The following is a 23,592-nucleotide window of genomic DNA, read 5'->3' as shown; positions in this document are numbered from 1 at the left end:
ACGCGCAGCGCGCCGCGCGGAATTCCAGGCCGCTCAGCCCCGACTCGTCTGCCCGCTCGGCGAATCCGCCCGCGCCAGCTCCCCCGTGGTCAGGAAGCGTTCGACGCGCTCCACGTAAGGGCCGATCCGGATGCCCTGCTCGGCCAGCCAGCCGTCCGAGTAGTACTTCTCCAGATACCGCTCACCCGGATCACACAACAAACCCACCACGCTGCCCTGTTCACCGCGTTCGCGCATCTCGGAGATGATCCGGAAGGCGGCCCACAGCCCGGTGCCGGTTGACGCGCCCGCCCGGCGGCCGAGCAGGCGCTCCAGGACGCGCACGCACGCGATGGAAGCGGCGTCCGGGACCCGCATCATGCGGTCGATCGCGCCGGGCACGAAACTCGGCTCCACCCGCTGGCGGCCGATCCCCTCGATACGGGACCCCGCTCCGGTCGTCACCGCCGGATCGTGATCCCGCCAGCCCGGAAAGAACGCCGAATTCTCCGGATCCGCGACGCAGATCCCCGTCGTCGCCTGGGCGTACCGCACGTACCTGGCCAGCGTCGCCGACGTCCCCCCGGTACCGGCCGTCGCCACGATCCACGTCGGGACCGGGAACCGCTCGACCGCCATCTGCCGGAAGATCGACTCGGCGATGTTGTTGTTGCCCCGCCAGTCCGTCGCCCGCTCCGCGTACGTGAACTGATCCATGTAGTGGCCGCCGGTCTCCCGCGCCAGCCGTGCCGCCGTCCCGTACACCTCGCACGGGTCGTCGACCAGATGACATCGGCCCCCGTGGAACTCGATCAGCTCGATCTTGGACCGCACCGTCCCACGTGCCATCACGGCCACAAAGGGGACACCGATCAGCCGGGCGAAGTATGCCTCCGAGACCGCCGTCGACCCGCTGGACGCCTCGATCACCGGCCGCCCCGGCCGGATCCAGCCGTTGCACAGGGCGTACAGGAACAGCGAGCGCGCCAGGCGGTGCTTCAGCGAGCCCGTGGGATGCGTGGACTCGTCCTTCAGATAGAGGTCGACGCCCCAGTCCGCCGGGAGCGGAACTGACAGCAAATGGGTATCGGCGGACCGGTTGGCGTCGGCATGGACCTTCCCCACAGCCTCGCTCAACCAGCGACGGTACGCGAGGTCGCTTCGGTCGAGATCCTGTTCCCGCGCCTGCGCCTCTACGTGCTCCCGCTCCGGTACGTGTGCCTGTGCGCGTCGCTGTTCCACGCTCTCCGGGTCCGGGCGTACGGCTGCCGGTGCGGGCGAGGGCGTCGGGTCCGGTGTCTGCATGTGGCCAGGTATATCCGGCCGACTGCCTCAAACGGACACTTGGGGTATCTCCCTCCGGCCGCTTGAGCAGGGACGACAGCCCGGCCACCGACGCCCCGCCGTACCCTGGAGGCATGAGCAGCGCCCCCGATCGCACCCCGGCCGAGAACCCCGGCGACGAGCCCGCCCCGGCGGTCGTACCCCCGGTGGGCCCCTCGGGCCTCGTCTTCGACGATCCGCTCGACCGCCCCTCGGCCGACGACACCGACCGGGGCTGGGGCGACCGGCCCTCCGGCTCGGCGGCCGATGACGACGACTTCACGCGCTTCCTCAACGAGAAGCCGCCGCACCACCTCTGAGCCGAGCGGACGATCAGTTCCCGCCTCCGCTGCGCGGCGAGACCAGCGCGTCGCGGATGTCGCGCAGCAGTGTGATCTCCTCGACCTCGGCCGCCTTCTCCACCACCTCGTCGTGCTTGCGCTTGCTCGCCTGCCGCGCCAGGTAGCGGGACATCGGTACGACCATCAGGAAGTACACGACCGCCGCGGTGATCAGGAACGTCAGGACGGCGCTCAGCACCGAGCCCCACAGGATGTGGATCCCGCTGATCGTCTCGCCCTTGTCGTTGACGACGCACGGGCCTTTCAGACAGGACGAGTACCCAACGAGATCCTTCGTACCGAAGGCACCGACCAGGGGATTGATCACGCCGTTCACCACGGAGTTCACGATGTTGGTGAACGCGGCACCGATGACGACCGCGACCGCGAGGTCGATCACGTTCCCGCGCGTGATGAATTCCTTGAAGCCTGCCAGCACGCCCGGCTTGTTCTTGTCGGTCACCGCTATGCCTCTTCCGTGACGCCGATGTGGCGGAATGATGGGTTCCGCCATAGAAGGCAATGCGGGTTCGGCGTGTCCAATCGCCGTCCACGAACGGGTGATTCAGCACAATGTCACCGCCAGCGGTGACGAGACGGCCGCTCCGGAGAGCGCCGCCGCCGTACGGCGTGGCACGGCCACCACGACCAGTGCCCCGCCGCCTCCACCGCCACTGACATCGGGTGGGGCGGACTCTCCTGCGGGCTTCGAGCCGTCCGCGCGGCCCGGCACGGCCACAACGGTCGCGTTCGACGCCACCACCCGCGAACTGGCCAGCACATCGATCCGGTCACCAGGGCGCAGCAGCGCGACGGCCGCAGCGTCGGCGATCCGCACCGGCGCCCTGACCAGCACCTCGGCCACGTCATGGGGCGCCCGTACGGTCGCTGCGTGGGTGGTGTCGCTGGCCGGTGCGGGTCCGCGTGGGGCCGCCGCGTCATGACGCGGGCCGGTCCCGTGCGCCGCGGCCGCCGCCAGCGCGGCCGCCGTCAGCGCCAGACCGAAGGCCAATGAGCGCCGTCGGCGCCCCGGCGACCGCCGCAGGAGCTGCCGTCGGCCGCCCGCTCGGATCGGCGGGAAGTCCGGCACCGCGCAACGCGGCGGCGTGTACGGCTCGGGGCACGCCGGAGCCGAATAGGGAGTGGGGGAGCAGGACATGACGGAACACCGCCTGACGTGAGGTGCTCGATACCGGTATGTCCGGTCGATGCATCCACCATCGCGCACGGCGCCGACAACGCTCCGATCCCTGTGGACAACTCCCGACTTGTGGATAACTCGGCCACCCGGAGGCGTGAATTACCGCTTCGCGGAAGGCAGGAGCTAAGGGATACGGGATTCCGCGTGCTAGGGGAAAATGATCCCCGGGTCCTGGCCCCCCAGCGAGTCCACGCACAGGCAGTCCCGCGCGTCGTTGTCCGGCAGCTCGCCGATCAGGTCGAAGAGCACGTCCCGCATCCGGCCGACATTGGCCGCGAAGACCTCCAGCACCTCCTCGTGGGAGACGCCCTCTCCGGTGTCGGCGCCCGCGTCCAGATCGGTGACCAGCGTCAACGACGTGTAGCAAAGCCCCAGTTCGCGGGCGAGCACGGCCTCGGGGTGGCCGGTCATCCCGACCACGGACCAGCCCTGCGCCGCGTGCCAGAGCGATTCCGCGCGCGTCGAGAAGCGGGGACCCTCGACCACCACCAGCGTCCCGCCGTCGACCGCCTCCCAGCCACCCGACCGTGCCGTGCCGACGGCGGCCTTCCGGCCCACCGGGCAGTACGGGTCGGCAAAGGTCACATGGACCACGTTCGGCGCCTGACCGTCGGCTCGCGTCTCGCCGTCGAAGTACGACTGGGTGCGCGACTTCGTACGGTCCACGAGTTGGTCGGGCACCAGCAGCGTTCCGGGGCCGAACTCGGTGCGCAGACCGCCCACCGCGCACGGACCGAGCACCTGGCGCGCGCCGACGGACCGCAACGCCCACAGATTGGCGCGGTAATTGATCTTGTGCGGTGGCAGATGGTGCTTGCGACCGTGCCGGGGCAGGAACGCCACCCGGCGCCCCGCTACCTCGCCGACGAACAGCGAGTCGCTCGGCGGGCCGTAGGGAGTCTCGACCGTGATTTCGCTCACATCGTCGAGGAAGGAGTAGAAACCGGATCCTCCGATGACGCCGATCTCGGCCTGCGCGTCCGTCGCACTGCTGCTCTGCACCATGTCGATCACCCTATTGCGACGCCGGGCACACGACGAAACCCCCACCGTGAAAACGGCGGGGGTTCGTAAGGTCCGCGAAAGCCTCGGAAGGGCTCAGGCCGCCGACGTGCTGTTCGAGGACGAGGAGCCCGTGCCGGAACCCGAAGAGGAGCCGGACGATGAACCCGACGACGAGCCGGAGGACGGCTTGCTGTCGGACTTGCTGTCCGAGTTGCTGCTCTTGGCGGCAGGCGCGCTGCTCGTGGACGAGCCGCGGCTGTCGGTCCGGTAGAAACCGGAGCCCTTGAAGACCACGCCCACGGCGGAGAAGACCTTGCGCAGGCGTCCGCCGCAGTTGGGGCACTCGGTCAGCGCGTCATCGCTGAACTTCTGCACCGCCTCGAGGCCCTCGCCGCACTCGGTGCACTGGTACTGGTACGTCGGCACTTGCTCCTCCTGGCACTCTCACTCATTGAGTGCTAACGACGCTCCATAGTGCAGTATTTCCCGGCGTCAGTCCACCGGGACCGCCGCACGGTGACCGATCACACCCGACGCGACCACTCCTCGCGATTGTGGCACCAACCTCTCGCGCAGCCCCACCAGCACCGTGAGCGCCAGCGCCGTACCGGCCAACGGCACCGTGAAACCGGCGTGCGAGCCGGCGTGGTCGGCCAGCAGCCCGGCTGTCGTCACGGCGGCCGCCTGCCCGAGCGCGACCGCCCCTGTCAGCCACGTGAACGCCTCGGTCCGGGACTCGCCCAGTACCAGGGCGTCCACCATCGTGTAGCCCGTGATGAGGGTGGGCGCGATGCACAGGCCCACCAGCAGTCCGAGCGGTGCCAGTACCGGCACGGCGTGCACGGCCCACAGCGGGGCGCAGGCGAGTGTCAGGGCCGCGTACGCCGCGAGCAGCCTGGCGCGGGGGCTGCGGCGCCAGGCGACCGCGCCGTAGACGACGCCCGCCAGCATGTTTCCGGCGGCGAAGGTCCCGTACAACAGGCCGCTGATGCCGGGCCGGCCGATTTCCTGGGTGAAGGCGGTCAGCGACACCTGCATGCCGCCGAAGACGGCGCCGATGCCGAGGAAGGCGACGGCGAGCGCGCGCACTCCGGGTACGGACAAGGCTGAGGCGGGTTTTCCGCTGACGCCCCCCATGGTGGGGTGCGGAACGGGTGCGGTACTTCTCTGCGCGGCGAAGAGGATTCCTCCCGCAAGGGTCAGCGCCGCCTCGGTGATCAGCCCGGCCGCCGGGTGCACCGCGGTGCACAGCGCGGTGGCGAGCACAGGGCCGATGACGAAGGTGAACTCGTCGGTCACTGACTCGAAGGCCGCGGCCGTTGTCATCAAGGGGGAGGCGGCGCTGGACGGGGCGGTTGCCGAGCCGTTCAACGCCACCGCCCAGCGCGCGCGCACCATGGGCCCGATCTGCGGCACGGTGGCACCAGCGGGCACGGCCGCCGCGAACAGCGTCCAGGTAGGCGCATGGGTCAGCGCGAGCGTCACCAGTCCGATGACGGAGACGGTGTGCAGGGCGACGCCTGGTACCAGGACGGCACGTTGCCCGAAGCGGTCGGCCAGTCGGCCGCTCCTCGGGGCGCACAGGGCCATCGAGACCCCAGTGACGGCCGCGGCGGCTCCCGCGGTGCCGTAGGAGCCGGTGGTGTGCTCGACGAGCAGCACCATGCCGATGGTGAGCATCGCGAACGGCTGCCGGGCGGCGAAACCGGGGAGCAGGAAGGCCCAGGCGCCGGGGGTGCTCAGCAGTTGCCGGTAGCCGGTCTTTGCATCGACGCCGACGGGCGTGGGCGTTGTTTCGGGTGGGGACGTGGACGGGGAGGTGGGCACCTTGGATGCCACAGCCTGGTCTTTCTGCCGCCTGGTAGCGCGTGCGCGGATCCAGGTCCGCGAATGACCGCGCCGAGAGCCGTCCGCTCAGCGCGGGAATCCGCGCCGGCTCTGCGTCAGACAGAGGTTGAACTCGACAAATACCTCACCATGATACGCGGAGACCGGAGCCGTTTTCGCGCACCCGGTGCGGTCCGGACGTTGATCGGATTATCGGTCGCCTGGTCGGCCGCGTTGCCGACCAGGCGGCTTCTCTCCGAGCCACCCGGCGAGCTTGCCGCCGCGCCCGACGGCCCGCAGCCGGTCCTCGGCCGCGTCCCGTACCGGATCGGTGGTCACCACGAGCAGTTCGTCGCCGCGCCGCAGCACGGTCGACGGCAGCGGTACGAAACTGGCGCCCTCGCGTACCACCAGGGTGACGGCGGCGCCGGTGGGCAGCCGCAGCTCGTCCACCTCGACGCCGTGCATGCGCGAGCCGTTGGGGATGGCGACGGACAGCAGGTGGCCCTGGAGCCGTTCCAGTGGGGCGGATTCGATGCCGAGGTCGGCGGCGTCGCCGTTGCTGTCGCCGGACAGCCGCAGTCGGCGGGCGACCCATGGCAGGGTCGGGCCCTGCACCACGGTGTAGACGATCACCAGGACGAAGACGATGTTGAAGATCCGCTTGCTGTCGGTGATTCCCGCCACCATGGGGATGGTGGCGAGCACGATCGGCACCGCGCCGCGTAGCCCCGCCCAGGACATCAGCGCCTGTTCGCGCCAGGGGATGCGGAAGGGGAGCAGGCTCGCGATCACGGAGGCGGGCCGGGCGACCGCGGTCAGGAACAGTCCGATGATCAGCGCGGGGACGACATCGTCACCCAGTTCATGCGGTGTGATGAGCAGACCAAGTAGGACGAACAGGCCGATCTGAGCGATCCAGCCGAGCCCTTCGGCGAAACCGCGAGTCGCGGGGCGGTGTGGAAGTTTGGCGTTGCCGAGGATGAGCGAGGCGATGTAGACGGCGAGGAAGCCGGAACCGTGCGCCATGGCACCTGCCGCGTAAGCGGTGACGGCGATCGCCATGACGGCAATCGGGTAGAGGCCGGAGGCGGGCAGGGCGACGTGTCTGAGGCCGTAGGCGCCGCACCAGCCGACCGCGAGTCCGATCGCGGCACCGATGACCAACTCCAGCGCGATCTCGCCCACCAGGTGGTACCAGTGGTCGACGGGACCCGCCGCCGAGAAGGCGACCACCAGGATCACGACAGGGGCGTCGTTGAAGCCGGACTCGGCCTCCAGGACGCCGGTCACGCGCTTGGGAAGCGCCACATTGCGCAGCACGGAGAAGACGGCGGCCGCGTCCGTCGACGACACCACCGCGCCGATGATCAGCGCCTGCCGCCAGTCGAGGCCCACCAGATAGTGCGCGGCGCCGGCCGTGACGAAGACGCTCAGCATCAAGCCGAATGTCGACAACACCGCAGCGGCGGGCAGTACCGGTTTGATTTCCTGCCATTTCGTACCAAGTCCGCCTTCGGCGAGGATCACCACCAGTGCGGCATAACCCAGGACTTGGGTGAGCTGGACGTCGTTGAAGGTGAAGCCGAAGACGCCGTCCTGGCCCATGATGACGCCAATGCCCAGGTAGATGAGCAGGGTGGGAAGGCCACTGCGTGAGGCGAGGCGCACGGCCACGACCGCGACCAGCAGTACTGAGGCGCCGACCAGCAGGATCTCGTTGAGATGGTGGACAGTCAGGGTGCCGGTCCTTTCAACTTCGTTGCCTTACCTAACATTTTACGCTCTCTTGACATTCCACGGCCCACCGGCCGCCGACCGCTGGGCTGCCCCTATGGTTGCCCTTGCACAACGAGCACCTTGATCACCGGTCCGCCCTGCCCCTCGAAGGACAGCGATGCCCGCACGGAAGAAATCCCGCCGCGTACGCTTCATCGTGATCGCGTTCGTGCTGCTGCTCGTAGCGGGCATCGGATTCGGGTCCTACTGGAGCGTGAGCACCGTCCGCGCCTCCTTCCCGCAGACATCGGGCTCGCTGAAGCTCAAGGGCCTGTCAGGGCCCGTCGACGTCATGCGCGACGCGAACGGGATCCCCCAGGTCTACGCCGACAGCCCCGAGGACCTTTTCCGCGCCCAGGGCTTCGTCCAGGCGCAGGATCGGTTCTACGAGATGGACGTACGCCGCCATCTCACCTCGGGACGGCTGTCCGAGATGTTCGGCAAGGGCCAGGTCGAGACCGACGCCTTCCTGCGCACCCTGAACTGGCGCGGCGTCGCGCAGAAGGAATACGACACCAAGCTCGACGCCACCACCAAGAAGTACCTCCAGGCGTACTCCGACGGTGTCAACGCCTACCTCAAGGACCACAGCGGCGCCGGACTGTCGGTCGAGTACGCGGCGCTGTCGTTCAGCAACGACTACAAACCCGCACCCTGGACGCCGGTCGACTCCGTCGCCTGGCTCAAAGCGATGGCTTGGGACCTGCGCGGCAACATGCAGGACGAGATCGACCGCGCCCTGATGACCAGCCGCCTCAGCCAGGCGCAGATCAAGCAGCTCTACCCGGCGTATCCGTACGACCGCAACCGGCCGATCGTGGACGGCGGTTCCGTCAACAAGATCACCGGCGCGTACGAGCCCGCGTCGTCCGGCGGCCCGCAGGGACTCAGCAGCTCGGTCAACACACAGCTTTCGGGTATCTCGCAGATCATCGACCAGATGCCCGCGCTGCTCGGTCCGTCGGGTGACGGCATCGGCTCCAACTCATGGGTGGTGTCCGGCACCTACACCACCACCGGCAAGCCGCTGCTGGCCAATGACCCTCACCTGGCGCCGCAGCTTCCCTCCCTCTGGTACCAGATGGGCCTGCACTGCCGGGTGGTGAATGCCGCCTGCCCGTACGACGTCGCCGGTTACACCTTCTCAGGAATGCCAGGGGTCGTCATCGGCCACAACCAGAGCATCGCCTGGGGAATGACCAACCTGGGGGCGGACGTCACTGACCTCTACCTGGAGAAGGTCACGGCGGGCACCTACCTTTACGACGGCAAGCAACTGCCCTTCAAGACGCGCCAGGAGACTATCAAGGTCGCGGGTGGTAAAAGCCGCACTATTACGGTGCGCGAAACCAACAACGGCCCCGTGATCTCCGACCGCAGCGACGAGATCCGCACCGTCGGACAGACCGCACCCGTCACCGATCCACCGGGCGGCGTCAACAGTGGTTATGCCGTCGCTCTGCGATGGACGGCGCTCGAGCCCTCGAAGACCATGGACGCCGTCTTCGAACTCGACAAGGCGACGGACTTCGACCAGTTCCGGGCCGCCGCCGCCGACTTCGCGGTCCCGTCGCAGAATCTGATCTACGCCGACACCAAAGGCAATATCGGCTACCAGGCGCCGGGCCAGGTGCCGACGCGCGCCGACGGTGTGGACGGTACGTACCCGGTGCCCGGCTGGGACTCGCACTACGACTGGACGGGCACGATCCCGTTCAAGTCGATGCCGTACGAGTACAACCCCTCCCGCGGATACATCGTGACCGCCAACCAGGCTGTCATCGATCAGAGCAAGTACCCGTACCTGCTGACCGAGGACTGGGGATACGGCACCAGGAGCCAGCGCATCAACGACCTCATCGCGTCCAAGATCAAGGACGGCGGCAAGGTCTCCATGGACGACATGCAGTCGATGCAGGGCGACAGCAGCAGCGAGATCGCCAAGCTTCTCGTTCCGTATCTTTTGAAGATCAACATCACGAACGACAAGGGCGACTACGTACGCAAGGCGCAGCAACTGCTGGAGGGCTGGGACTTCAACCAGGACGCCGATTCCGCCGCCGCCGCGTACTTCAACGCGGTGTGGCGCAATGTCCTGAAGCTGGCCTTCGGCAACAAGCTGCCCAAGGAATTGCGTCCCGAGGGGCAGTGCCTGCGCGTGCCCCCGGCCGGGCAGACCGGGCCGGTCGACAATCTCGACGGCAGCAGCGGCACGGTCCATGAGTGCGGCGAGCGGGATGCCGACGAGGCGCAGCCGGACGGCGGCGACCGGTGGTTCGAGGTCGTTCGCAAGATGCTGCCGCAGCAGAACAGCCCCTGGTGGACGATGTCGACAACGGCGTTCTTCAGCGGAGACCCCGACAAGAAGCACCACAGTGACCGTGACCAGCTCCTTGGGCAGGCCATGAAGGACGCACGCTACGAACTGACCGCCAAGCTCGGCAAGGACATCGACACCTGGAGCTGGGGCCGCCTCCACAAGCTGGAGCTGAAGAACCAGACGCTGGGAACCGAAGGCCCCGCCGTGCTCAAGTGGCTGCTCAACCGCGGCCCCTGGCAGCTCGGCGGCGGTGAGGCGGCCGTGAACGCGACCGGCTGGAACGCGGCGGGCGGTTACGACGTCGTCTGGGTCCCGTCCATGCGGATGATCGTCAATCTCCAGGACCTCGACAAGTCCCGGTGGATCAATCTGACGGGTGCGTCAGGTCACGTCTACAACGCGCATTACACCGACCAGACCAATATGTGGGCGAACGGCGAACTTCTCCCCTGGGTGTTCTCCGCCGAGCAGGTGGACAAGGCCACCAAGGCGAAGATGGCACTCACTCCGTAAATCACATCGGTTATCGCGCACCTGGCGACGGAAAACGTCACGCGCGAATGACGTCACCTGGTGAAGCGGTGCACTCCTCCCGGCGTCACCGCCAGGTCTACGAGGTGGTCGTGCGGTTCCTGCGGGACCCGGTCGACCACCTCGTGCGCGTAGAGCAGCACCATGAGAAGCGGATCGACCGCGGCCTCCCTCAGCCGGCCGAGGACCCGGTCGTACGAGCCGCCGCCGCGGCCAAGACGTACACCGCGCGCGTCCACGGCGAGGCCAGGCAGCAGAACGGCCCGCGCCGTGGTGACGGCTTGGGGGCCGAGGTGTTCGCCGGTCGGCTCGAACAGGCCGCGTCCGGTGCGGTGCAGGGCGTCGGGGCCGTCGTATGCGGCCCAGTCCAAGTCGTTGTCGGGGAGCAGGACGGGCAGTAGGACGCGCGTACCGGCGTTCCGCAGGGTGTCGATCAACTCCCGGGTGCCGGGCTCCGCGCCGATCGACACATAGGCGGCCACCGGTCCGGGGGCGGCCAGTTCGGGCAGGCCGCGTACGGTCTGCGAGAGCGCTGTCGCTGCGGCGGCGCGGTCGGCGGCGGTAAGGTCGCGTCGGGTGCGCAGGAGCCGGGTCCGCAGTGCTGCTTTTCGCTCGCGGGCGTCGCTCATACCACACACATCCGTCACCAATCCGTCACAACCAGTCGTACCTTCGTCTTCGGGCAAATACTTGCCCGCTATGGTGCACGGCATGACGCAATCACATCCTCGTACCCGGATCAGCAAGGCTGTGATCCCTGCCGCCGGTCTTGGTACCCGCTTCCTGCCGGCGACCAAGGCGACGCCCAAGGAAATGCTTCCCGTGGTCGACAAGCCGGCCATTCAATACGTGGTCGAGGAAGCCGTGTCCGCACAGCTCTCCGATGTGCTCATGATCACAGGTCGCAACAAGCGCGCCCTGGAGGACCATTTCGACCGCAACTACGAGCTGGAGGAAGCACTCACCCGCAAGGGTGACGAGTCCCGGCTCGCGCGGGTACGCGAATCCAGCGGTCTGGCGACCATGCACTATGTGCGCCAGGGTGACCCGAAAGGCCTCGGTCACGCGGTGCTGTGCGCCGAACCGCACGTCGGTGACCAGCCGTTCGCCGTGCTGCTCGGTGATGACCTCATCGACCCCCGCGACCCGTTGCTGGCGCGCATGGTGGAGGTGCAGGAACGGCACGGCGGCAGTGTCGTCGCCTTGATGCGGGTCGATCGTTCGCAGATCCACCTCTATGGTGCAGCCGCCGTGGTGCCGACGAGCGACGACGATGTCGTGCGCGTCACCGACATGGTGGAGAAGCCGAACCCCGACCAGGCACCGTCGTCGTACGCGGTCATCGGCCGCTATGTGCTCGACGCCGCCGTCTTCGACGTGCTGAAGAAGACCGAGCCGGGGCGTGGCGGCGAGATCCAGCTCACCGACGCGTTGCGTGAGTTGTCGCACCGGGACCACACCGGCGGGCCGGTGCACGGTGTGGTGTTCACCGGGCGGCGTTACGACACCGGTGACCGCGGTGACTATCTGCGTGCGATTGTCCGACTGGCATGCGAACGTGATGACCTGGGGCCAGATTTCCGGACCTGGCTTCGTTCGTACGTCACCGAGGAGATGCAAGAGTGAGTCATGACGCCGACCGGGTGTGGTCCGTCTCCGAACATCTCGACAGCATCCTGGGTCAACTGACCCCGCTGGAACCGATCGAGTTGCAGATCCTCGACGCGCAGGGGTGTGTGCTGGTCGAGGACGTCACGGTGCCGGTGGCGCTGCCGCCGTTCGAGAACAGTTCCATGGACGGCTACGCGGTGCGGGTCGCCGACACCAAGGCGGCGACCGAGGAGCACCCGGCGGTGCTCGACGTGGTCGGCGATGTGGCGGCGGGAAGCGGTGAACTGCCCACGGTGGGACCGGGCCAGGCCGCCAGGATCATGACAGGCGCCCCGCTGCCGCCCGGCGCTGAGGGTGTCGTGCCGGTGGAGTGGACCGACGGCGGCACCGGTGGCGGCCCGGCGGCGAGCATGAGCGCGCACAGCACCGATCCGGCCGGCGCGGCGGGTGAGGTGCGGGTGCACCGGCCGGTGGAGCACGGGCAGTTCGTGCGGGCTCGCGGCAGTGATGTCGCCGCGGGGGAGTTGGCGTTGGCCGCCGGTACGATTCTCGGCCCGGCACAGATCGGGCTGCTCGCGGCGATCGGGCGCGGCGCCGTCAAGGTGCGGCCCCGGCCGCGGGTGGTCGTGGTGTCCACCGGCAGCGAGTTGGTGCAGCCGGGTGAGGACCTCGGACCCGGTCAGATTTACGACTCCAACAGTTTCGTGCTCACCGCCGCCGCGCGGGCGGCGGGCGCCATCGCGTATCGCGTCGGCGCCGTCGCCGACGAGGTGGAGACGCTTCGCGCCACCATCGAGGACCAGCTCATCCGCGCCGACATCATCGTCACCAGCGGCGGGGTGAGCGTCGGCGCGTACGACGTCGTCAAAGAAGCGCTGTCGTCGATCGCGGACGGCAGTGAGATGAACGTCAACGGCGACGACGGTGAGGGTGACATCTCCGCGCCAAGTGGACATGTCGACTTCCGCAAGCTCGCGATGCAACCGGGCAAGCCGCAGGGCTTCGGGCGGATCGGCCCCGACCGCACACCGCTGCTCGCGCTGCCCGGCAATCCGGTGAGCGCGTACGTGTCCTTCGAGCTGTTCGTCCGCCCCGCGATCCGCACGCTGATGGGTGCCGGGTCGGTGCACCGGGAGGTCGTGCGCGCGGTGTGCGTCACCGCGATCGAGAGGTCGCCGGAAGGCAGGCGGCAGTTCCTGCGCGGTCACTACGACCGGGCGTCCGGTACGGTCACGGCGGTCGGCGGTTCCGGGTCGCACCTGGTCAGGGCGCTCGCGCACGCCGACGCGCTGATTGTCGTACCGGAAGCCGACACCTCGGTCGAGGCCGGCGCGGATGTCGAAGTGGTGGTGCTGGAGCCGTAGGCGATCGGCCGCCGGGCGGTCCGCGCGCACACCGGCGCGGACCCGCGGGCCGCGCGGGGGTCCCTGCCGGTACGGTGTCTGCCCAAGAGACCGCACCGGGAGAACGATGAGCAGCGCGCAGCAGCACCTCACCCACCTCGACGAAGCAGGCGCGGCCCGAATGGTCGACGTCTCCGCCAAGGACGTCACCGCGCGCACGGCCAGGGCGACAGGACGGGTCCTGGTCGATCCCGGCGTCATCAAACTTCTGCGCGGCGCAGGCGTTCCGAAGGGCGACGCCATCGCCACCGCGCGGATCGCCGGGATCATGGGCGCCAAGCGCACCCCTGACCTGATCCCGCTCTGTCACCCGTTGGCGGTGTCCGGTGTGACAGTCGACCTGGTGGTCGCCGACGACGCCGTGGAGATCACCGCCACCGTGAAGACCACCGACCGCACCGGGGTGGAGATGGAGGCGCTGACCGCGGTCACCGTCGCCGCGCTCACGGTCATCGATATGGTGAAGGCCGTCGACAAGGCTGCGGTCATCACCGATGTGCGGGTCGAGGAGAAGACCGGCGGCAAGTCCGGCGACTGGCACCGCGCATGACCGGGCCCGCCGTACCGCAGGCCGCGCCGGGCCGCACCCTGCGCGCGCTCGCCGTCACCGCGTCCAACCGCGCCTCCGCGGGGGTGTACGAGGACCGCGGGGGCCCGCTGATCGTCGCCGCGCTCCAGGAGTGGGGATTCACCGTGGACGGCCCGCGGGTCGTACCCGACGGCGCGCCCGTCGGCGAGGCGCTGCGGGAGGCGGCCGAGGCCGCGTACGACGTGGTGGTGACCACAGGCGGCACCGGTATCTCGCCGACGGACCGTACCCCCGAGGTCACCCGGGAACTGCTCGACTACGAGATCCCCGGTATCGCCGAGGCGATCCGCGCGGCGGGCCGGGAGAAGGTGCCGACCGCCGTGCTCTCCCGTGGCGTGGCGGGGGTGTGCGGGCGCACGCTGGTGGTGAACCTTCCCGGTTCGAGCGGCGGGGTCAAGGACGGCCTCGCCGTACTCGCCCCGCTCCTGGTGCACGCCGTCGACCAGATCCATGGCGGCGATCACGTGAATGACCAAACGACTTCAGTCCCTGGGAGACCGAGCTGAACGGGTCCTGGCCGGTTGAGTTGGTGGACGGTGACATCACCCTCCGCCCGATCCGGATGCGTGACCAGCGCGCCTGGCGCGAGGTCAACCGGCGCAACCGCGACTGGCTGCGTCCGTGGGAGGCCACCGTGCCGCCCGCCCCGCCCGGCCATGTCGCGCAGCGCCCCACGTACCGTCAGATGGTGCGGCACCTGCGCTCGGAGGCGAGCGCGGGCAGGATGCTGCCATTCGTGATCGAGTACCAGGGGCGGCTCGCGGGGCAGCTCACCGTCGCGGGCATCACCTGGGGGTCGATGTGCTCGGCGCACGTCGGTTACTGGGTGGACGAGGCGGTCGCCGGGCGCGGTGTGATGCCGACGTCGGTGGCGCTCGCCGTCGACCACTGCTTCCGGCGCGTCGGACTGCACCGCATCGAGGTGTGCATTCGCCCGGAGAACGGTCCCAGCCGCAGGGTGGCCGAAAAGCTCGGTTTCCGGGAGGAGGGGCTGCGTCCGCGCTATCTGCATATCGACGGTGGATGGCGGGACCATCTGGTCTACGCGCTGACGGCGGAGGAAGTCCCGGAGGGGTTGCTGAACCGCTGGCGGCAGGCCAGGCCCGGGACGCACCAGAAATAAAACAATTGTTCGAAAATGAAGCCAATCGCAAAAAAATCTCGGCATATCAGCCAGATCGTGCGACACACCGGGCCAAATTGCGTATGGCGTGTCTCGATCACCCCTACCGTGTAACGCGTGAGCAGTAGTGGCCTCATCTACGCAGTCATCGTCGGGGCCTGGGCTGCCTACTTGGTGCCCATGTGGCTCCGTAGGCAGGATGAGCTCAACGAAGCGCGTCCGACGGAACGCTTCAGCACCGCCATCCGGCTTCTGTCCGGGCGCGCGGCGATGGAGCGGCGTGTCGCGAAGGCGCGAGGTGAGAGCGTCGAACCCGCGGAAGACGCAGCCGACGACGTATCCGAGGACGACCTCGCCGGAGCGGTGGACGTCCGCGGACTCGCCGTGCCCGCGACCGAGGTGCGGCCGGGCATCCCGCAGGGCGCCCACGGCGTCCACGGAGCACGCGGTACTCAGGGCGCGGCCGGCGCGCATGGTGCGCACACCGCGCATGGTGCCCGTCCCGGCGTGCCCAACCCGCGTGCCAAGGTGCTCGCGCGCCGTCGCCGCACCACGACACTGCTCTTCCTCGGCTTCACCGTCGGCGCCGTCGCGGCGGCCGTCGGCGGCGTCGCGCTGCTCTGGGCGCCTGCCATCCCGGCCGTTCTGCTGACGGTCTACATCGGCCAGATGCGTCGCCAGGAGCGGCGTCGCTTCGAGGTGCGCATCGACCAGCGGTACGCCGCCGAGGCCGCCCGACGCCTGCGCGCCCGCCCCGAACCGGCCGCCGAGGAGCACCAGCACCTGCACCAGGCGGCGCCCGCCGAACGCCCCGCACCCTCGCCGCGTACGGCTGACCGGCGCGCCCTCGTCGAGCAGACCGACCACGCCGAGTGGGTCGACCAGCAGCGCGCGCAACAGAACAACGACGACGGCTGGGAGCCCGTACCGGTCCCGCTGCCCACCTATGTGACGGCTCCGGTCGCTCCCCGTACGCCGGGCGGCGTCGACCCCGGCGCGCCCGACACGTGGAGCGCCGCCAGGTCCGGCACCGCCGCCGCGGAATCCGCCCCGGCGGCTGCCGCGCAGGAGTCCGCCCCGGCCGCCCCCCAGCCGCGCCGCCCGCGCCCCCGCACCCCCCGCACCCCGCTCTTCGACCAGTACGCCGACCCCTCCGACCGCCCCCGCGCCGCCAACGAGTAGTGCCGCCAGGCTTCCCGGCCATCCGGACCAGCGTGAATCGCGTTCACGACCACCCGTCTCGGGATGCTAGAGTTTTCCTCGTTGCAAGGGCCTGTGGCGCAGTCCGGTAGCGCACCTCGTTCGCATCGAGGGGGTCAGGGGTTCGAATCCCCTCAGGTCCACAACCAACTGTTTACGAGTTGTCTGGTGAGCGGTTGACGAGATCCCGTCCGATCTGATTGATCGGGCGGGATCTCGTCGTTTCTGGTGTCTGTTCGATGTGCTGTCCGAACGCGGCAGGCGTCGTGACATCTGTCCGGTGGTCGACAGCCTGTGGGGCCGGGGTGGGTCGGGTGCGGAAGGTGTTCCGGGGCCTTAGCCGGGCGGGCGTGATCGCGTGTGGTGCTGAGCTCTCAGGTGACGGTGCGGATCTGCGGTCGTGCGGGCGGAGGAACCCTGGTCGCGGCGGGAGGCGAGAGTGCTGGACTGCTGGGTGCGCCGGCTTCGCAGAGGGTGGTGAGGGCTCGCTCGGTGCCGGTGGTCTGCTGCCAGGTGAACAGGATGTGCAGGTTGATGCTGCAGATCATCAGCGCGAGCAGGATGGTCTGCGCGACTCGCCCGTGGGCGAGCCGTTCGGCGGGGTCGGAGATGTCGAGGCCGTGGCTCTTGGCTCTGCCTTTGAGACCTTCGATGTTCGCCCGCTCGGGCCGGTAGACGTCCTGCCAGGTGGGGTGGAGGTAATGGCGGTCCTGGCGGAATTTGTCGAGTTTGCCGAGGCCACCTGGCCGGACGGTGATCGTCGGCTTCTGGCAGATCCGCGGCAGCTCGTTCATGGGCAAGGGCCGCAGCCGTTCGCCTTGCGGGATCGGGAGGGTGGGCTTGGCGGCGGTGTGTGCGGCGGTGGCTCGCTTGTTGGTGAGGTCGACGACGGCCGACTGCGGCGCGGGGACGCGGTGGGAGTGGTTGGAGCGGGGGCAGGTTACGGCAGGCGAGGGACCCGTCGACGAGGAGGGCGCCCTGGTGGGTGCCTTGGACGCCGGGTACTGCTGTTTGTAGTCGAGGACCAACTGGTAGCCCATGGTGCGGACCGGCTGTGCGACGTTCTCGGTGGTCTGGTCGGTGTAGGCGCGGTCGGCTGCCAGCAGTCCCGTCGGGAAACCGAACGGGGCGAGCTGGGCCAGGGAGTGAACGGCGTTCGGGCCGATGCGCTTGCCCGGGGTGTCCAGGCCGAGGGCGAGTTGCGGATGCCGACTGACACGTTCACCGGCCTGCGGGTGACCTGCGGGGTGCCGTCGGCTGGCGGCGACCAGGAGGCTGGCGGAGTGCCCGAAGATTCCTTCCTCGGAGCCTCCGCAGTAGTGCCAGCCCGCGGTGAGCTCGACGGAGGCCAGGCCCCGTCGTTCGCGGGGCGGCTGGTGCCAGGCGGGAATCGGTGTGGTGTCGGCGCCGATGTCGCCCCGCCAGCCCTTGAGCAGGCCCCGGCGGTGAGCGAGGCGGACGGTGATCAGGATCAGACGATCGCTGATCTCCTGCAGCAGCTCCAGGCGCCGTTAGTGCTCGGCGTCCGTGTCCTCCCAGGCGTCGGCCACGATCCCGGCCTCTTCGGCGGGAAGCTGGCGGCGCCGGTCGCAGCGCTGCGGGTCCAGGGCGGTGGTCAGGCGGTCGAAGGACCGGTAGACGCGGCGGGAGAACGCGACCCTGGCGTGGCCGTCAGCCCTGCTGTTGTCCGGGATGCCGAGCCAGGAGCGGGTAGGGGCCCGCAGCTCATCGGGCAGAACCCGGCAGACGTCCGCGAGGCTCGCGCTGCGGTGGTGATGCAGCGCCAGCAGCAATCCCACCAGCACGGTCCGCACTGGCAGCCCCTTCGGTCCCGGGCGGCCCGCCAACTCGGCGTCAATCAGCTCCAGCACCCCGGACTGGTGCAGGACGGCATCGAGCTGGCCGACCTTGGAATCGGGGATCTCGAAGGGGGCGTCGGTCACCGGCCGGGGTCGGCAGCGCTTGATCTTCTCCGGGTTCCGCCAGGCCCGGGGCTTGGTCACCGCTGCTCCGGGCCCCGCAACAGCCGGGCTGCGGTCGCCTCGTCCACGGGCGGCACCAGATGCTGCCAGCGGGCCAGGGAGGCGGCGGAAGCCAGTCCGGCCGCTTGGGCGATCAGGTGGTGATCAATATGCGCGCGCATCACTCGACGATCCACGTCGCTCGCAGCCGGCCCACGGACACCGCGGGCGTATTCCCCGGCGGCCGGTGCATCAGGGACCAGGAGCCGATCAGGTTCTTGGAGTATTCGACGGTCCGCCCGGGCCGGAACACGTACCCGCTGCCCGCCCGTTCCGCCAGTTCGCCCAGCAGGGCATCCCAGCCGGCTCGGGCGACGAGCGGGACCACACGCTTGACGCCCTTGTGCAGCAGCGGCCCGCCTTGGCGAGGACGCCGCAGATCGACGCCGCGACTGGCCGCCACCTCCCTGGGCGTGAGCCCCAGCCCCGCGCCCAGGCCCAGAAGTGCCAGGGCATCGGTCCGCTGCTGGCCCGGCAGGTGATCGGCCCAGTGCCGCAGACCCGCCAACTCGGCTGCCGTGTAGGGCTGGTGGGGAGACGCTTCCGCGTGCATCCGCGACGGGGCTGCCTCTCCGCGCTCGCTGAAGGCCAGAGCATCCCGCACCCGCAGGAGCCACGTCCGGTAGGTCCGCACCGACGACGTTTCGATGTCTCCTGCCCGCGACAGGACGAACGCGTCGATCACCTCATTGCGCAACCACGTATCCGGATCGCGTTCCAGCCCCGCCGACTCGGCCCACAACGCCAGGCGCCCGAGGACGTGCAGCAGCCTCTCCACCTCGTAGGGAACCGAGCTCACCGTGGCAGCGGCCACCGAGCTGACGAGTGGCGCGACCTCGTCCCAGAGCGGTGGAGCCTGCCGGGGGCGGTAGCGGGCGATCTTCGCAGACGTATCGGGATCAACGACCACGGCCATACATACCGGCTGGACAAGCAGCCATTCCAAGCGTGATCGACTTCGACGGACAGGATGGTGCGCGCATGGTCGGCGGACGCGCCCGCGCACGCTCCCCCCGGCAGATGACCCGCGATCCGGAAGCCTGGCCCGAACAGACCAGCCCCGACCCCGCGGCCGAGGCGGTTCGACAGATCGCTGACGCCCTCACCTGGGCGCTGGCCGATCAGGGACTGAGCCTGCGGGCGGCGGCGGCCGGTTCCGGAGTCAACCGGCAGGCCATCGCGGATCTGCTCGCCGGGCCGGTCCTGGCCCGACGTGGCCACTGTCGCCCGACTGGGCGCGTTCACCGGAGGGCGGCTGTGGCCGCGAGATTCCACGACCGATCGAACTGGGACGCATTGAGCCGCGATTCTCGCCCGAATCCGCACAACGGCGACCGGACATGACGACTTCGCGGCTCCGCGCTTTGAGGGGGAAAGGCATCTACTACGCTCGAAAACGCGGGAGCCACCGTTCACTTGGGCGCTCACGCACATTCGGCACCGCCGAGCTGAACCCTCGGCGGTGCCACCCTCCCCGGCCGCACCGGCGGCCGTCGCGTCACCTCATGCCCACTCCTTCCTGGCGGTGTCCGCCAGCCGTGGGCGCGATCGCGAAATACGCCGTCGGGCCTTCAACCACCCGGCCCTCTTTCGCCATCCGCTTCAGCCGGGAACGGGTCGTCTCCACCCGCCGCGTGCTCGTGACGTCCTCGCCGATCGCCACGCAGATGTCCTGCACCTTCATCGCCCGCCCAGCCCCAGCCAGAAGCACCAGCATCTGCTCGCGTGCCACCTCCCAGTCCAACTGGGTCCCGGACGCAGCAGAAGCACCCGAGCTATCGCCATCAGCCGAAGCTGAGACCTCGGCCGAACCGCGGGGCGAACTGCTGGCGGGCGGCGCCTGCCCGGCCTCTTCCGACGCTGCCTGAGGACCCTCGGTGGAAGCACCGCCGCCCAGAAGCGATTCCGCCGTCTCCCGGGTGATGGTCAACCGCGCCAGCCGTTCCTCGGCGACGGTGATCTTCTCCCGCAACGCGGACAACTCGCCGCGCACGATGGCTTCTTCCTCATCCAGACGCTGAAACAGCGATGTCATCTCGTCCCGCCAATCGCCCGCAGCCGACAGCCGGCTTCCACGGCCCCCGAAGCTCCAGGCAACCGTAGAAGGGAGCGCACCAAGATCGCAGAAGGTGACCGCTCATGCCTCCAAACGACCACACACGCCTGCCTTCCGCCCGCACCGCGTCGCCCCACGACAACTCCCGTCCGCGCCGTAAGCTCATCTCGTGCCGGCAGAGGACAGCCCCCAGAACAGCGTCAGGCACTGGCAGGAGTGCACCAGCGTCTACGACTTCCTGGAGCAGGTCCGTCTGCGACCTGGCAGGTGGCTTCCCGGCGGCTCACTCCAGCACCTGCACTCCATCCTCATCGGCTACCGAGTCGCCCTGGGCGTGCACGACATCAACGAACCCTTCGATTTCTGGCCCGACGGGGACTTCACCTACTGGCTTCGTGAGCAGCAGGGCATCTCCGGTTCCCTCAGTTGGGCAGCAGGCATCGAGCGTGCGACACCAGCGGACTCCACACCGGTCGAGGAGTTCTTCCGGCTGCTGGCCCAATTTCGCCAAGTCGGACGCCGAAGGCGGGAGGACGAGGCCGGTGCCTGATCTCCAGTTCAGCTGGGAACTCAGCGGGTCCGGCTGGGCAACCTGCCGCATCGCAGACGGTTCGTCGGAGCGCAAGGACATCGTCAGTTACCTCACCGATGCCCTTGCTGACCTGCTTCACAGCGTTGCCGGCCTCTACAGCCTGAACTCCGTCCACCGGTTCTCCTTCGACCTCGAACCGGCCGAAGTCAGGTGGGTCCTCCGACGTCTGGGGCCGGACGTGGACATAACGATCTACCGCTTCCCAGACATGTCCGCGAGCTTCGACGCGAACGACGATGCCGGCACGCTCGTATGGACCTCGACGCAAAGCCGTAGCGCCCTGAGTCACGCTGTCATCGAGGCCGCGCAGTCAGTGTTGCGGCTTCACGGCGAAGAGGGCTACCGAGCAAAGTGGGTGCAACACCCCTTCCCAGCCGCAGCACTGCAAGACCTGCGTCGGCTGCACATCCGAGAGGACGCATGCGGCAACCTGCACGACATTTCCGCCCCATAGGCGGCCCACGCTTCTCCCGGGAAGCGATCACCACTCGGGAAGCGATCTCCAAAGGCGTTGGACGGGCTGGTCAGACCCACGTCTGGCAGCCGTTCCCGACCCCGGCGTACTTCACGCTGGTCCGGTCCGTGCGGCCGCTGTCAGTGGCCTCTGTCAGGATTCCTCGATCAGCACCGTGAGCGGGAGAGAGTTATGGGCACTTGGGACGTCGGTCCCTTCGACAACGACACCGCAGCGGACTTCTGTGGCGACCTTGACGAGGCTGCCGCAGGCGAACGCGAGGGCCTCGTCCGCGGCGCTCTCACCCGTGTGATCGACACCGTGGACTACCTCGAAGCGCCAGAATCAGAGGTAGCCGTGGCCGCGGCCGCCCTCGTCGCGGCGCAGTGTCCCGGGGGTGAGCCTGCTGATCCGGTTTATGGGCCGGAAGAGCTCCTTCCTGATCTCACCGGCCTGCGCGATCTGGCACGTCAGGCCCTCGGCCGTGTCATGACCGAGCCGTCCGATCTGATGGAGCTGTGGGCCGAGCCGAGTGGCGCCTCCTGGCGCGCGAACGTCCGCCAGTTGCAGAACGTGCTCCTGCCACAGCCTCCTGGAGAGCAGTTCAGCCTGATCTGACCGACCGCGACCGCTGCTTGAGTCCTGCCTGAAAGGCCACCATGAGCTGGGATGTGCTCCTCCTCCGCTTGCCCGACGAGGTCACCTCGATGCACGAGCTTCCCGACGACTACTCGTCGGAACCGCTCGGCCGGCAATGCGACGTGCTCGCGGCTGTCACCCGGGCCGCTCCCGAAGCTGATCTCTCGGACCCCACGTGGGGCGACCTGTCCGGCCCCACTTGGTCCATCGAACTCAGCATCGGCTCAGAAGACCCGGTGGACTCGATCATGCTTCACATTCGGGGCTCCGGCGACGACGTGCTGGCACCCGTCTTCCGCCTTGCAGAGGCTCTGCGGTGCAAGGTGCTCGATCTCGCCGAAGGGGACCTGATCAATCCGGGACAGACGTCGGGCTGGCACACCTTCCAACAGTTCCGTGACGGTGTGCTCGGATCCGCTCAGTGATGCCGCCCGGCCGGATGATCACGTCCAGTGAAGGCGATGGGGATTCCCAACCCCTATGGCTCAGCGACGAGCCGGCCGCAGCCGGGCTGTGGGCTCGGATGCACGCCGAACACAGAGACTCCGGCCAGTGGCCCCTGCTGCTGGACGCGCTCGACCCCGAGGATGCCGAATTCCGCCCCTGGGGATCGGGCGAGGTGTTTCCAGAGCAGATGTCCGCTGCCACGGGCCACGACCCAACCGCCCTTCTCGCGAAGTGGTGGGCGACGTATACCGCCGTCGATGAAGACGACGACATGCTGTCGGCCGATCGGCGCCTCGCCGTCACCGCCCCCTTCGAGCAAGGCTGGCCTGGACGTGCACCCAGCCGAGAAGCCGTGTTGAGCGCTGACCAACTGGCCGCCGAGTACGCCGAGGTGTTCCTTTCCGACCACCCCAAGTCGCGTCTCGGGCTGGTCACCGCCGCATCCGGCGCAGAAGCCCTCACAACGGCAGGATGGTCCGGTCCCGCCAACTACGACAACGACACGGCGAAGTTCTCCGCGATCGTCGGCGACTGGGAGAACCGGTTCGGCGCCCGTGTCGTCGCTGTCGGCTTCTCCACCCTGCATCTCAGCGTCGCAGCCCCACCCACAACTGAGGAGGACGCCCTCCTGGTCGCTGCGGAGCACTTCGCCTTCTGCCCTGACAACATCTGGCAGGGCAGACGCCCGTACACACTGGGCGCGTACGCTGAGCGGCTCACCGGTGTCCACAACTGGGACTTCTGGTGGGACTGAGGCCCCTCGCTGACACCTCGCGCGGGAAACGATCAACCTTGCCGCGGGAAGCGATCTTCACGGGCGCCACGTGTGCCTGATCAGAGGTATTCGTCAACACCCCACAACAAGGCCGTTCCTGGGCGATTTCGGGAACGTTTGACGGAATCCCGCCGGTCTTCATGATCGGACGGGATTTCTGTCGTTTTACGGGGTCCGTTCGCGACGGGTCAGGGCGGCGGAGTTTTTCAGGGCGGCTTGCGGTCCCGGCCCGGCACCGGCGATACGGGGCGGGGGCGGCGGGGGCGGATAGAGTGCGGGTGGGCCGTGACTGGCGCTGAGGTGGAGTACCACCGGGGAGCGGCCTGACGCATACGTCGGTGCCGTGCGCCTGGGCGAGTGGACTGAACACGCCTGG

27 protein-coding genes, 1 tRNA gene and 1 riboswitch are annotated in these 23,592 nt (G+C 68.8%); of the genes, 15 read left to right on the top strand and 13 right to left on the bottom strand.

Going from position 1 to position 23,592, the window contains the following annotated elements:
* Nucleotides 1-33 precede the first annotated feature (33 nt).
* Nucleotides 34-1,116: a PLP-dependent cysteine synthase family protein gene (locus tag ACIOC1_RS31490; protein ID WP_401857413.1), complete on the bottom strand. Its 1,083-nt coding sequence runs from the start codon at nucleotides 1,114-1,116 to the stop codon at nucleotides 34-36.
* Between the two features lie 281 nt (nucleotides 1,117-1,397).
* Between ACIOC1_RS31490 and ACIOC1_RS31485 the strand changes: the two genes are divergently transcribed.
* Complete coding sequence (locus ACIOC1_RS31485; protein WP_355337840.1) at nucleotides 1,398-1,622, top strand: hypothetical protein; 225 nt, start codon at nucleotides 1,398-1,400, stop codon at nucleotides 1,620-1,622.
* Between the two features lie 13 nt (nucleotides 1,623-1,635).
* Here ACIOC1_RS31485 and mscL read toward each other — a convergent pair whose 3' ends face one another.
* The 6 genes from mscL to ACIOC1_RS31455 form a co-directional block, all read right to left on the bottom strand.
* A complete protein-coding gene (gene mscL / locus ACIOC1_RS31480; RefSeq protein WP_317452500.1) occupies nucleotides 1,636-2,106 on the bottom strand; it encodes a large conductance mechanosensitive channel protein MscL in 471 nt (156 codons plus the stop codon).
* Between the two features lie 102 nt (nucleotides 2,107-2,208).
* Nucleotides 2,209-2,655: a hypothetical protein gene (locus ACIOC1_RS31475; protein WP_355337846.1), complete on the bottom strand. Its 447-nt coding sequence runs from the start codon at nucleotides 2,653-2,655 to the stop codon at nucleotides 2,209-2,211.
* A gap of 336 nt (nucleotides 2,656-2,991) precedes the next feature.
* Nucleotides 2,992-3,849: an S-methyl-5'-thioadenosine phosphorylase gene (locus ACIOC1_RS31470; RefSeq protein ID WP_401857409.1), complete on the bottom strand. Its 858-nt coding sequence runs from the start codon at nucleotides 3,847-3,849 to the stop codon at nucleotides 2,992-2,994.
* Between the two features lie 93 nt (nucleotides 3,850-3,942).
* Complete coding sequence (locus tag ACIOC1_RS31465; protein WP_391043359.1) at nucleotides 3,943-4,275, bottom strand: FmdB family zinc ribbon protein; 333 nt, start codon at nucleotides 4,273-4,275, stop codon at nucleotides 3,943-3,945.
* Between the two features lie 66 nt (nucleotides 4,276-4,341).
* A complete protein-coding gene (locus tag ACIOC1_RS31460; protein WP_401857406.1) occupies nucleotides 4,342-5,688 on the bottom strand; it encodes an MFS transporter in 1,347 nt (448 codons plus the stop codon).
* Between the two features lie 198 nt (nucleotides 5,689-5,886).
* Nucleotides 5,887-7,416: a potassium/proton antiporter gene (locus ACIOC1_RS31455; protein WP_401857515.1), complete on the bottom strand. Its 1,530-nt coding sequence runs from the start codon at nucleotides 7,414-7,416 to the stop codon at nucleotides 5,887-5,889.
* A 157-nt stretch (nucleotides 7,417-7,573) separates the two neighbouring features.
* On the opposite strand from ACIOC1_RS31455, the gene ACIOC1_RS31450 reads away from it, so the two are divergent.
* Nucleotides 7,574-10,288, top strand: a complete 2,715-nt coding sequence (locus ACIOC1_RS31450; protein ID WP_401857403.1) for a penicillin acylase family protein — start codon at nucleotides 7,574-7,576, stop codon at nucleotides 10,286-10,288.
* A gap of 53 nt (nucleotides 10,289-10,341) precedes the next feature.
* Here ACIOC1_RS31450 and ACIOC1_RS31445 read toward each other — a convergent pair whose 3' ends face one another.
* Nucleotides 10,342-10,935 (bottom strand): 5-formyltetrahydrofolate cyclo-ligase, encoded by a 594-nt coding sequence (locus ACIOC1_RS31445; protein ID WP_401857400.1) that lies wholly within the window; start codon nucleotides 10,933-10,935, stop codon nucleotides 10,342-10,344.
* An 82-nt stretch (nucleotides 10,936-11,017) separates the two neighbouring features.
* Here ACIOC1_RS31445 and galU point away from each other — a divergent pair, with 82 nt between their 5' ends.
* From galU to ACIOC1_RS31410, 7 genes are all read left to right on the top strand, one after another.
* Nucleotides 11,018-11,932, top strand: coding sequence for a UTP--glucose-1-phosphate uridylyltransferase GalU (gene galU / locus ACIOC1_RS31440; RefSeq protein ID WP_401310442.1), 915 nt, complete (start codon nucleotides 11,018-11,020; stop codon nucleotides 11,930-11,932).
* Nucleotides 11,929-13,281, top strand: a complete 1,353-nt coding sequence (glp, locus tag ACIOC1_RS31435; RefSeq protein ID WP_401857396.1) for a gephyrin-like molybdotransferase Glp — start codon at nucleotides 11,929-11,931, stop codon at nucleotides 13,279-13,281. Before galU ends, glp begins: the two co-directional genes overlap by 4 nt.
* 106 nt (nucleotides 13,282-13,387) lie before the next feature.
* On the top strand, nucleotides 13,388-13,870 hold the full coding sequence (moaC, locus tag ACIOC1_RS31430; RefSeq protein WP_355337867.1) for a cyclic pyranopterin monophosphate synthase MoaC: 483 nt from the start codon (nucleotides 13,388-13,390) through the stop codon (nucleotides 13,868-13,870).
* Nucleotides 13,867-14,415 carry a molybdenum cofactor biosynthesis protein B gene (locus tag ACIOC1_RS31425; RefSeq protein WP_401857393.1) on the top strand — a complete coding sequence of 183 codons (549 nt, stop codon included), beginning with the start codon at nucleotides 13,867-13,869 and terminating at the stop codon, nucleotides 14,413-14,415. The genes moaC and ACIOC1_RS31425 overlap by 4 nt, the downstream gene beginning before the upstream one ends.
* Nucleotides 14,412-15,032 (top strand): GNAT family N-acetyltransferase, encoded by a 621-nt coding sequence (locus tag ACIOC1_RS31420; RefSeq protein WP_188279753.1) that lies wholly within the window; start codon nucleotides 14,412-14,414, stop codon nucleotides 15,030-15,032. Before ACIOC1_RS31425 ends, ACIOC1_RS31420 begins: the two co-directional genes overlap by 4 nt.
* Before the next feature lie 117 nt (nucleotides 15,033-15,149).
* A complete protein-coding gene (glpR, locus tag ACIOC1_RS31415) occupies nucleotides 15,150-16,214 on the top strand; it encodes a gephyrin-like molybdotransferase receptor GlpR (RefSeq protein ID WP_401857390.1) in 1,065 nt (354 codons plus the stop codon).
* An 87-nt stretch (nucleotides 16,215-16,301) separates the two neighbouring features.
* Nucleotides 16,302-16,375, top strand: a tRNA-Ala gene (locus ACIOC1_RS31410).
* Nucleotides 16,376-16,606: 231 nt separating this feature from the next.
* On the opposite strand, the gene ACIOC1_RS31405 is transcribed toward ACIOC1_RS31410, so the two are convergent.
* The 4 genes from ACIOC1_RS31405 to ACIOC1_RS31390 form a co-directional block, all read right to left on the bottom strand.
* Nucleotides 16,607-17,272 carry a hypothetical protein gene (locus ACIOC1_RS31405; protein ID WP_401857387.1) on the bottom strand — a complete coding sequence of 222 codons (666 nt, stop codon included), beginning with the start codon at nucleotides 17,270-17,272 and terminating at the stop codon, nucleotides 16,607-16,609.
* Between the two features lie 471 nt (nucleotides 17,273-17,743).
* On the bottom strand, nucleotides 17,744-18,235 hold the full coding sequence (locus tag ACIOC1_RS31400; RefSeq protein ID WP_401857384.1) for a hypothetical protein: 492 nt from the start codon (nucleotides 18,233-18,235) through the stop codon (nucleotides 17,744-17,746).
* Nucleotides 18,232-18,375: a hypothetical protein gene (locus ACIOC1_RS31395; protein WP_391043386.1), complete on the bottom strand. Its 144-nt coding sequence runs from the start codon at nucleotides 18,373-18,375 to the stop codon at nucleotides 18,232-18,234. Before ACIOC1_RS31395 ends, ACIOC1_RS31400 begins: the two co-directional genes overlap by 4 nt.
* Nucleotides 18,375-19,169, bottom strand: a complete 795-nt coding sequence (locus ACIOC1_RS31390) for a hypothetical protein (RefSeq protein WP_401857381.1) — start codon at nucleotides 19,167-19,169, stop codon at nucleotides 18,375-18,377. The genes ACIOC1_RS31395 and ACIOC1_RS31390 overlap by 1 nt, the downstream gene beginning before the upstream one ends.
* Before the next feature lie 32 nt (nucleotides 19,170-19,201).
* Here ACIOC1_RS31390 and ACIOC1_RS31385 point away from each other — a divergent pair, with 32 nt between their 5' ends.
* Nucleotides 19,202-19,597, top strand: coding sequence for a hypothetical protein (locus ACIOC1_RS31385; protein ID WP_401857379.1), 396 nt, complete (start codon nucleotides 19,202-19,204; stop codon nucleotides 19,595-19,597).
* A 154-nt stretch (nucleotides 19,598-19,751) separates the two neighbouring features.
* Here the strand turns inward: ACIOC1_RS31385 and ACIOC1_RS31380 are convergent, their stop codons facing one another.
* Nucleotides 19,752-20,288 carry a hypothetical protein gene (locus ACIOC1_RS31380; protein WP_401857376.1) on the bottom strand — a complete coding sequence of 179 codons (537 nt, stop codon included), beginning with the start codon at nucleotides 20,286-20,288 and terminating at the stop codon, nucleotides 19,752-19,754.
* 190 nt (nucleotides 20,289-20,478) lie between these two features.
* Between ACIOC1_RS31380 and ACIOC1_RS31375 the strand changes: the two genes are divergently transcribed.
* The 5 genes from ACIOC1_RS31375 (at nucleotide 20,479) to ACIOC1_RS31355 (ending at nucleotide 23,195) form a co-directional block, all read left to right on the top strand.
* On the top strand, nucleotides 20,479-20,859 hold the full coding sequence (locus ACIOC1_RS31375; RefSeq protein ID WP_401857373.1) for a hypothetical protein: 381 nt from the start codon (nucleotides 20,479-20,481) through the stop codon (nucleotides 20,857-20,859).
* The gene (locus tag ACIOC1_RS31370; RefSeq protein WP_401857370.1) at nucleotides 20,852-21,355 is read left to right on the top strand and encodes a hypothetical protein; all 504 of its coding nucleotides are present in this window, start codon (nucleotides 20,852-20,854) and stop codon (nucleotides 21,353-21,355) included. Before ACIOC1_RS31375 ends, ACIOC1_RS31370 begins: the two co-directional genes overlap by 8 nt.
* 192 nt (nucleotides 21,356-21,547) lie before the next feature.
* Complete coding sequence (locus tag ACIOC1_RS31365) at nucleotides 21,548-21,973, top strand: DUF4259 domain-containing protein (protein ID WP_401857368.1); 426 nt, start codon at nucleotides 21,548-21,550, stop codon at nucleotides 21,971-21,973.
* A 41-nt stretch (nucleotides 21,974-22,014) separates the two neighbouring features.
* A complete protein-coding gene (locus ACIOC1_RS31360; RefSeq protein WP_401857365.1) occupies nucleotides 22,015-22,419 on the top strand; it encodes a hypothetical protein in 405 nt (134 codons plus the stop codon).
* Nucleotides 22,420-22,517: 98 nt separating this feature from the next.
* A complete protein-coding gene (locus tag ACIOC1_RS31355) occupies nucleotides 22,518-23,195 on the top strand; it encodes a DUF4253 domain-containing protein (protein WP_401857362.1) in 678 nt (225 codons plus the stop codon).
* Between the two features lie 296 nt (nucleotides 23,196-23,491).
* Nucleotides 23,492-23,578, top strand: a riboswitch (ZMP/ZTP riboswitch).
* Nucleotides 23,579-23,592 lie beyond the last annotated feature (14 nt).

This window comes from Streptomyces sp. NPDC088197, from assembly GCF_044741185.1.
GTDB lineage: Bacteria > Actinomycetota > Actinomycetes > Streptomycetales > Streptomycetaceae > Actinacidiphila.
Note: the sequence above shows the minus strand (reverse complement) of the source record. Positions and strands in the feature narration are given on the sequence as shown.

Coding starts and splice junctions, on each gene's coding strand:
- ACIOC1_RS31365 (WP_401857368.1), top strand. CDS start 21,548: ATGGGCACTTGGGACGTCGGTCCCTTCGACAACGACACCGCAGCGGAC.
- ACIOC1_RS31425 (WP_401857393.1), top strand. CDS start 13,867: ATGACCGGGCCCGCCGTACCGCAGGCCGCGCCGGGCCGCACCCTGCGC.
- galU (WP_401310442.1), top strand. CDS start 11,018: ATGACGCAATCACATCCTCGTACCCGGATCAGCAAGGCTGTGATCCCT.
- ACIOC1_RS31395 (WP_391043386.1), bottom strand. CDS start 18,375: ATGCGCGCGCATATTGATCACCACCTGATCGCCCAAGCGGCCGGACTG.
- ACIOC1_RS31405 (WP_401857387.1), bottom strand. CDS start 17,272: ATGGGCTACCAGTTGGTCCTCGACTACAAACAGCAGTACCCGGCGTCC.
- ACIOC1_RS31485 (WP_355337840.1), top strand. CDS start 1,398: ATGAGCAGCGCCCCCGATCGCACCCCGGCCGAGAACCCCGGCGACGAG.
- ACIOC1_RS31470 (WP_401857409.1), bottom strand. CDS start 3,849: ATGGTGCAGAGCAGCAGTGCGACGGACGCGCAGGCCGAGATCGGCGTC.
- ACIOC1_RS31390 (WP_401857381.1), bottom strand. CDS start 19,169: ATGGCCGTGGTCGTTGATCCCGATACGTCTGCGAAGATCGCCCGCTAC.
- ACIOC1_RS31355 (WP_401857362.1), top strand. CDS start 22,518: ATGCACGCCGAACACAGAGACTCCGGCCAGTGGCCCCTGCTGCTGGAC.
- moaC (WP_355337867.1), top strand. CDS start 13,388: ATGAGCAGCGCGCAGCAGCACCTCACCCACCTCGACGAAGCAGGCGCG.
- ACIOC1_RS31380 (WP_401857376.1), bottom strand. CDS start 20,288: ATGACATCGCTGTTTCAGCGTCTGGATGAGGAAGAAGCCATCGTGCGC.
- ACIOC1_RS31450 (WP_401857403.1), top strand. CDS start 7,574: ATGCCCGCACGGAAGAAATCCCGCCGCGTACGCTTCATCGTGATCGCG.
- ACIOC1_RS31445 (WP_401857400.1), bottom strand. CDS start 10,935: ATGAGCGACGCCCGCGAGCGAAAAGCAGCACTGCGGACCCGGCTCCTG.
- ACIOC1_RS31360 (WP_401857365.1), top strand. CDS start 22,015: ATGAGCTGGGATGTGCTCCTCCTCCGCTTGCCCGACGAGGTCACCTCG.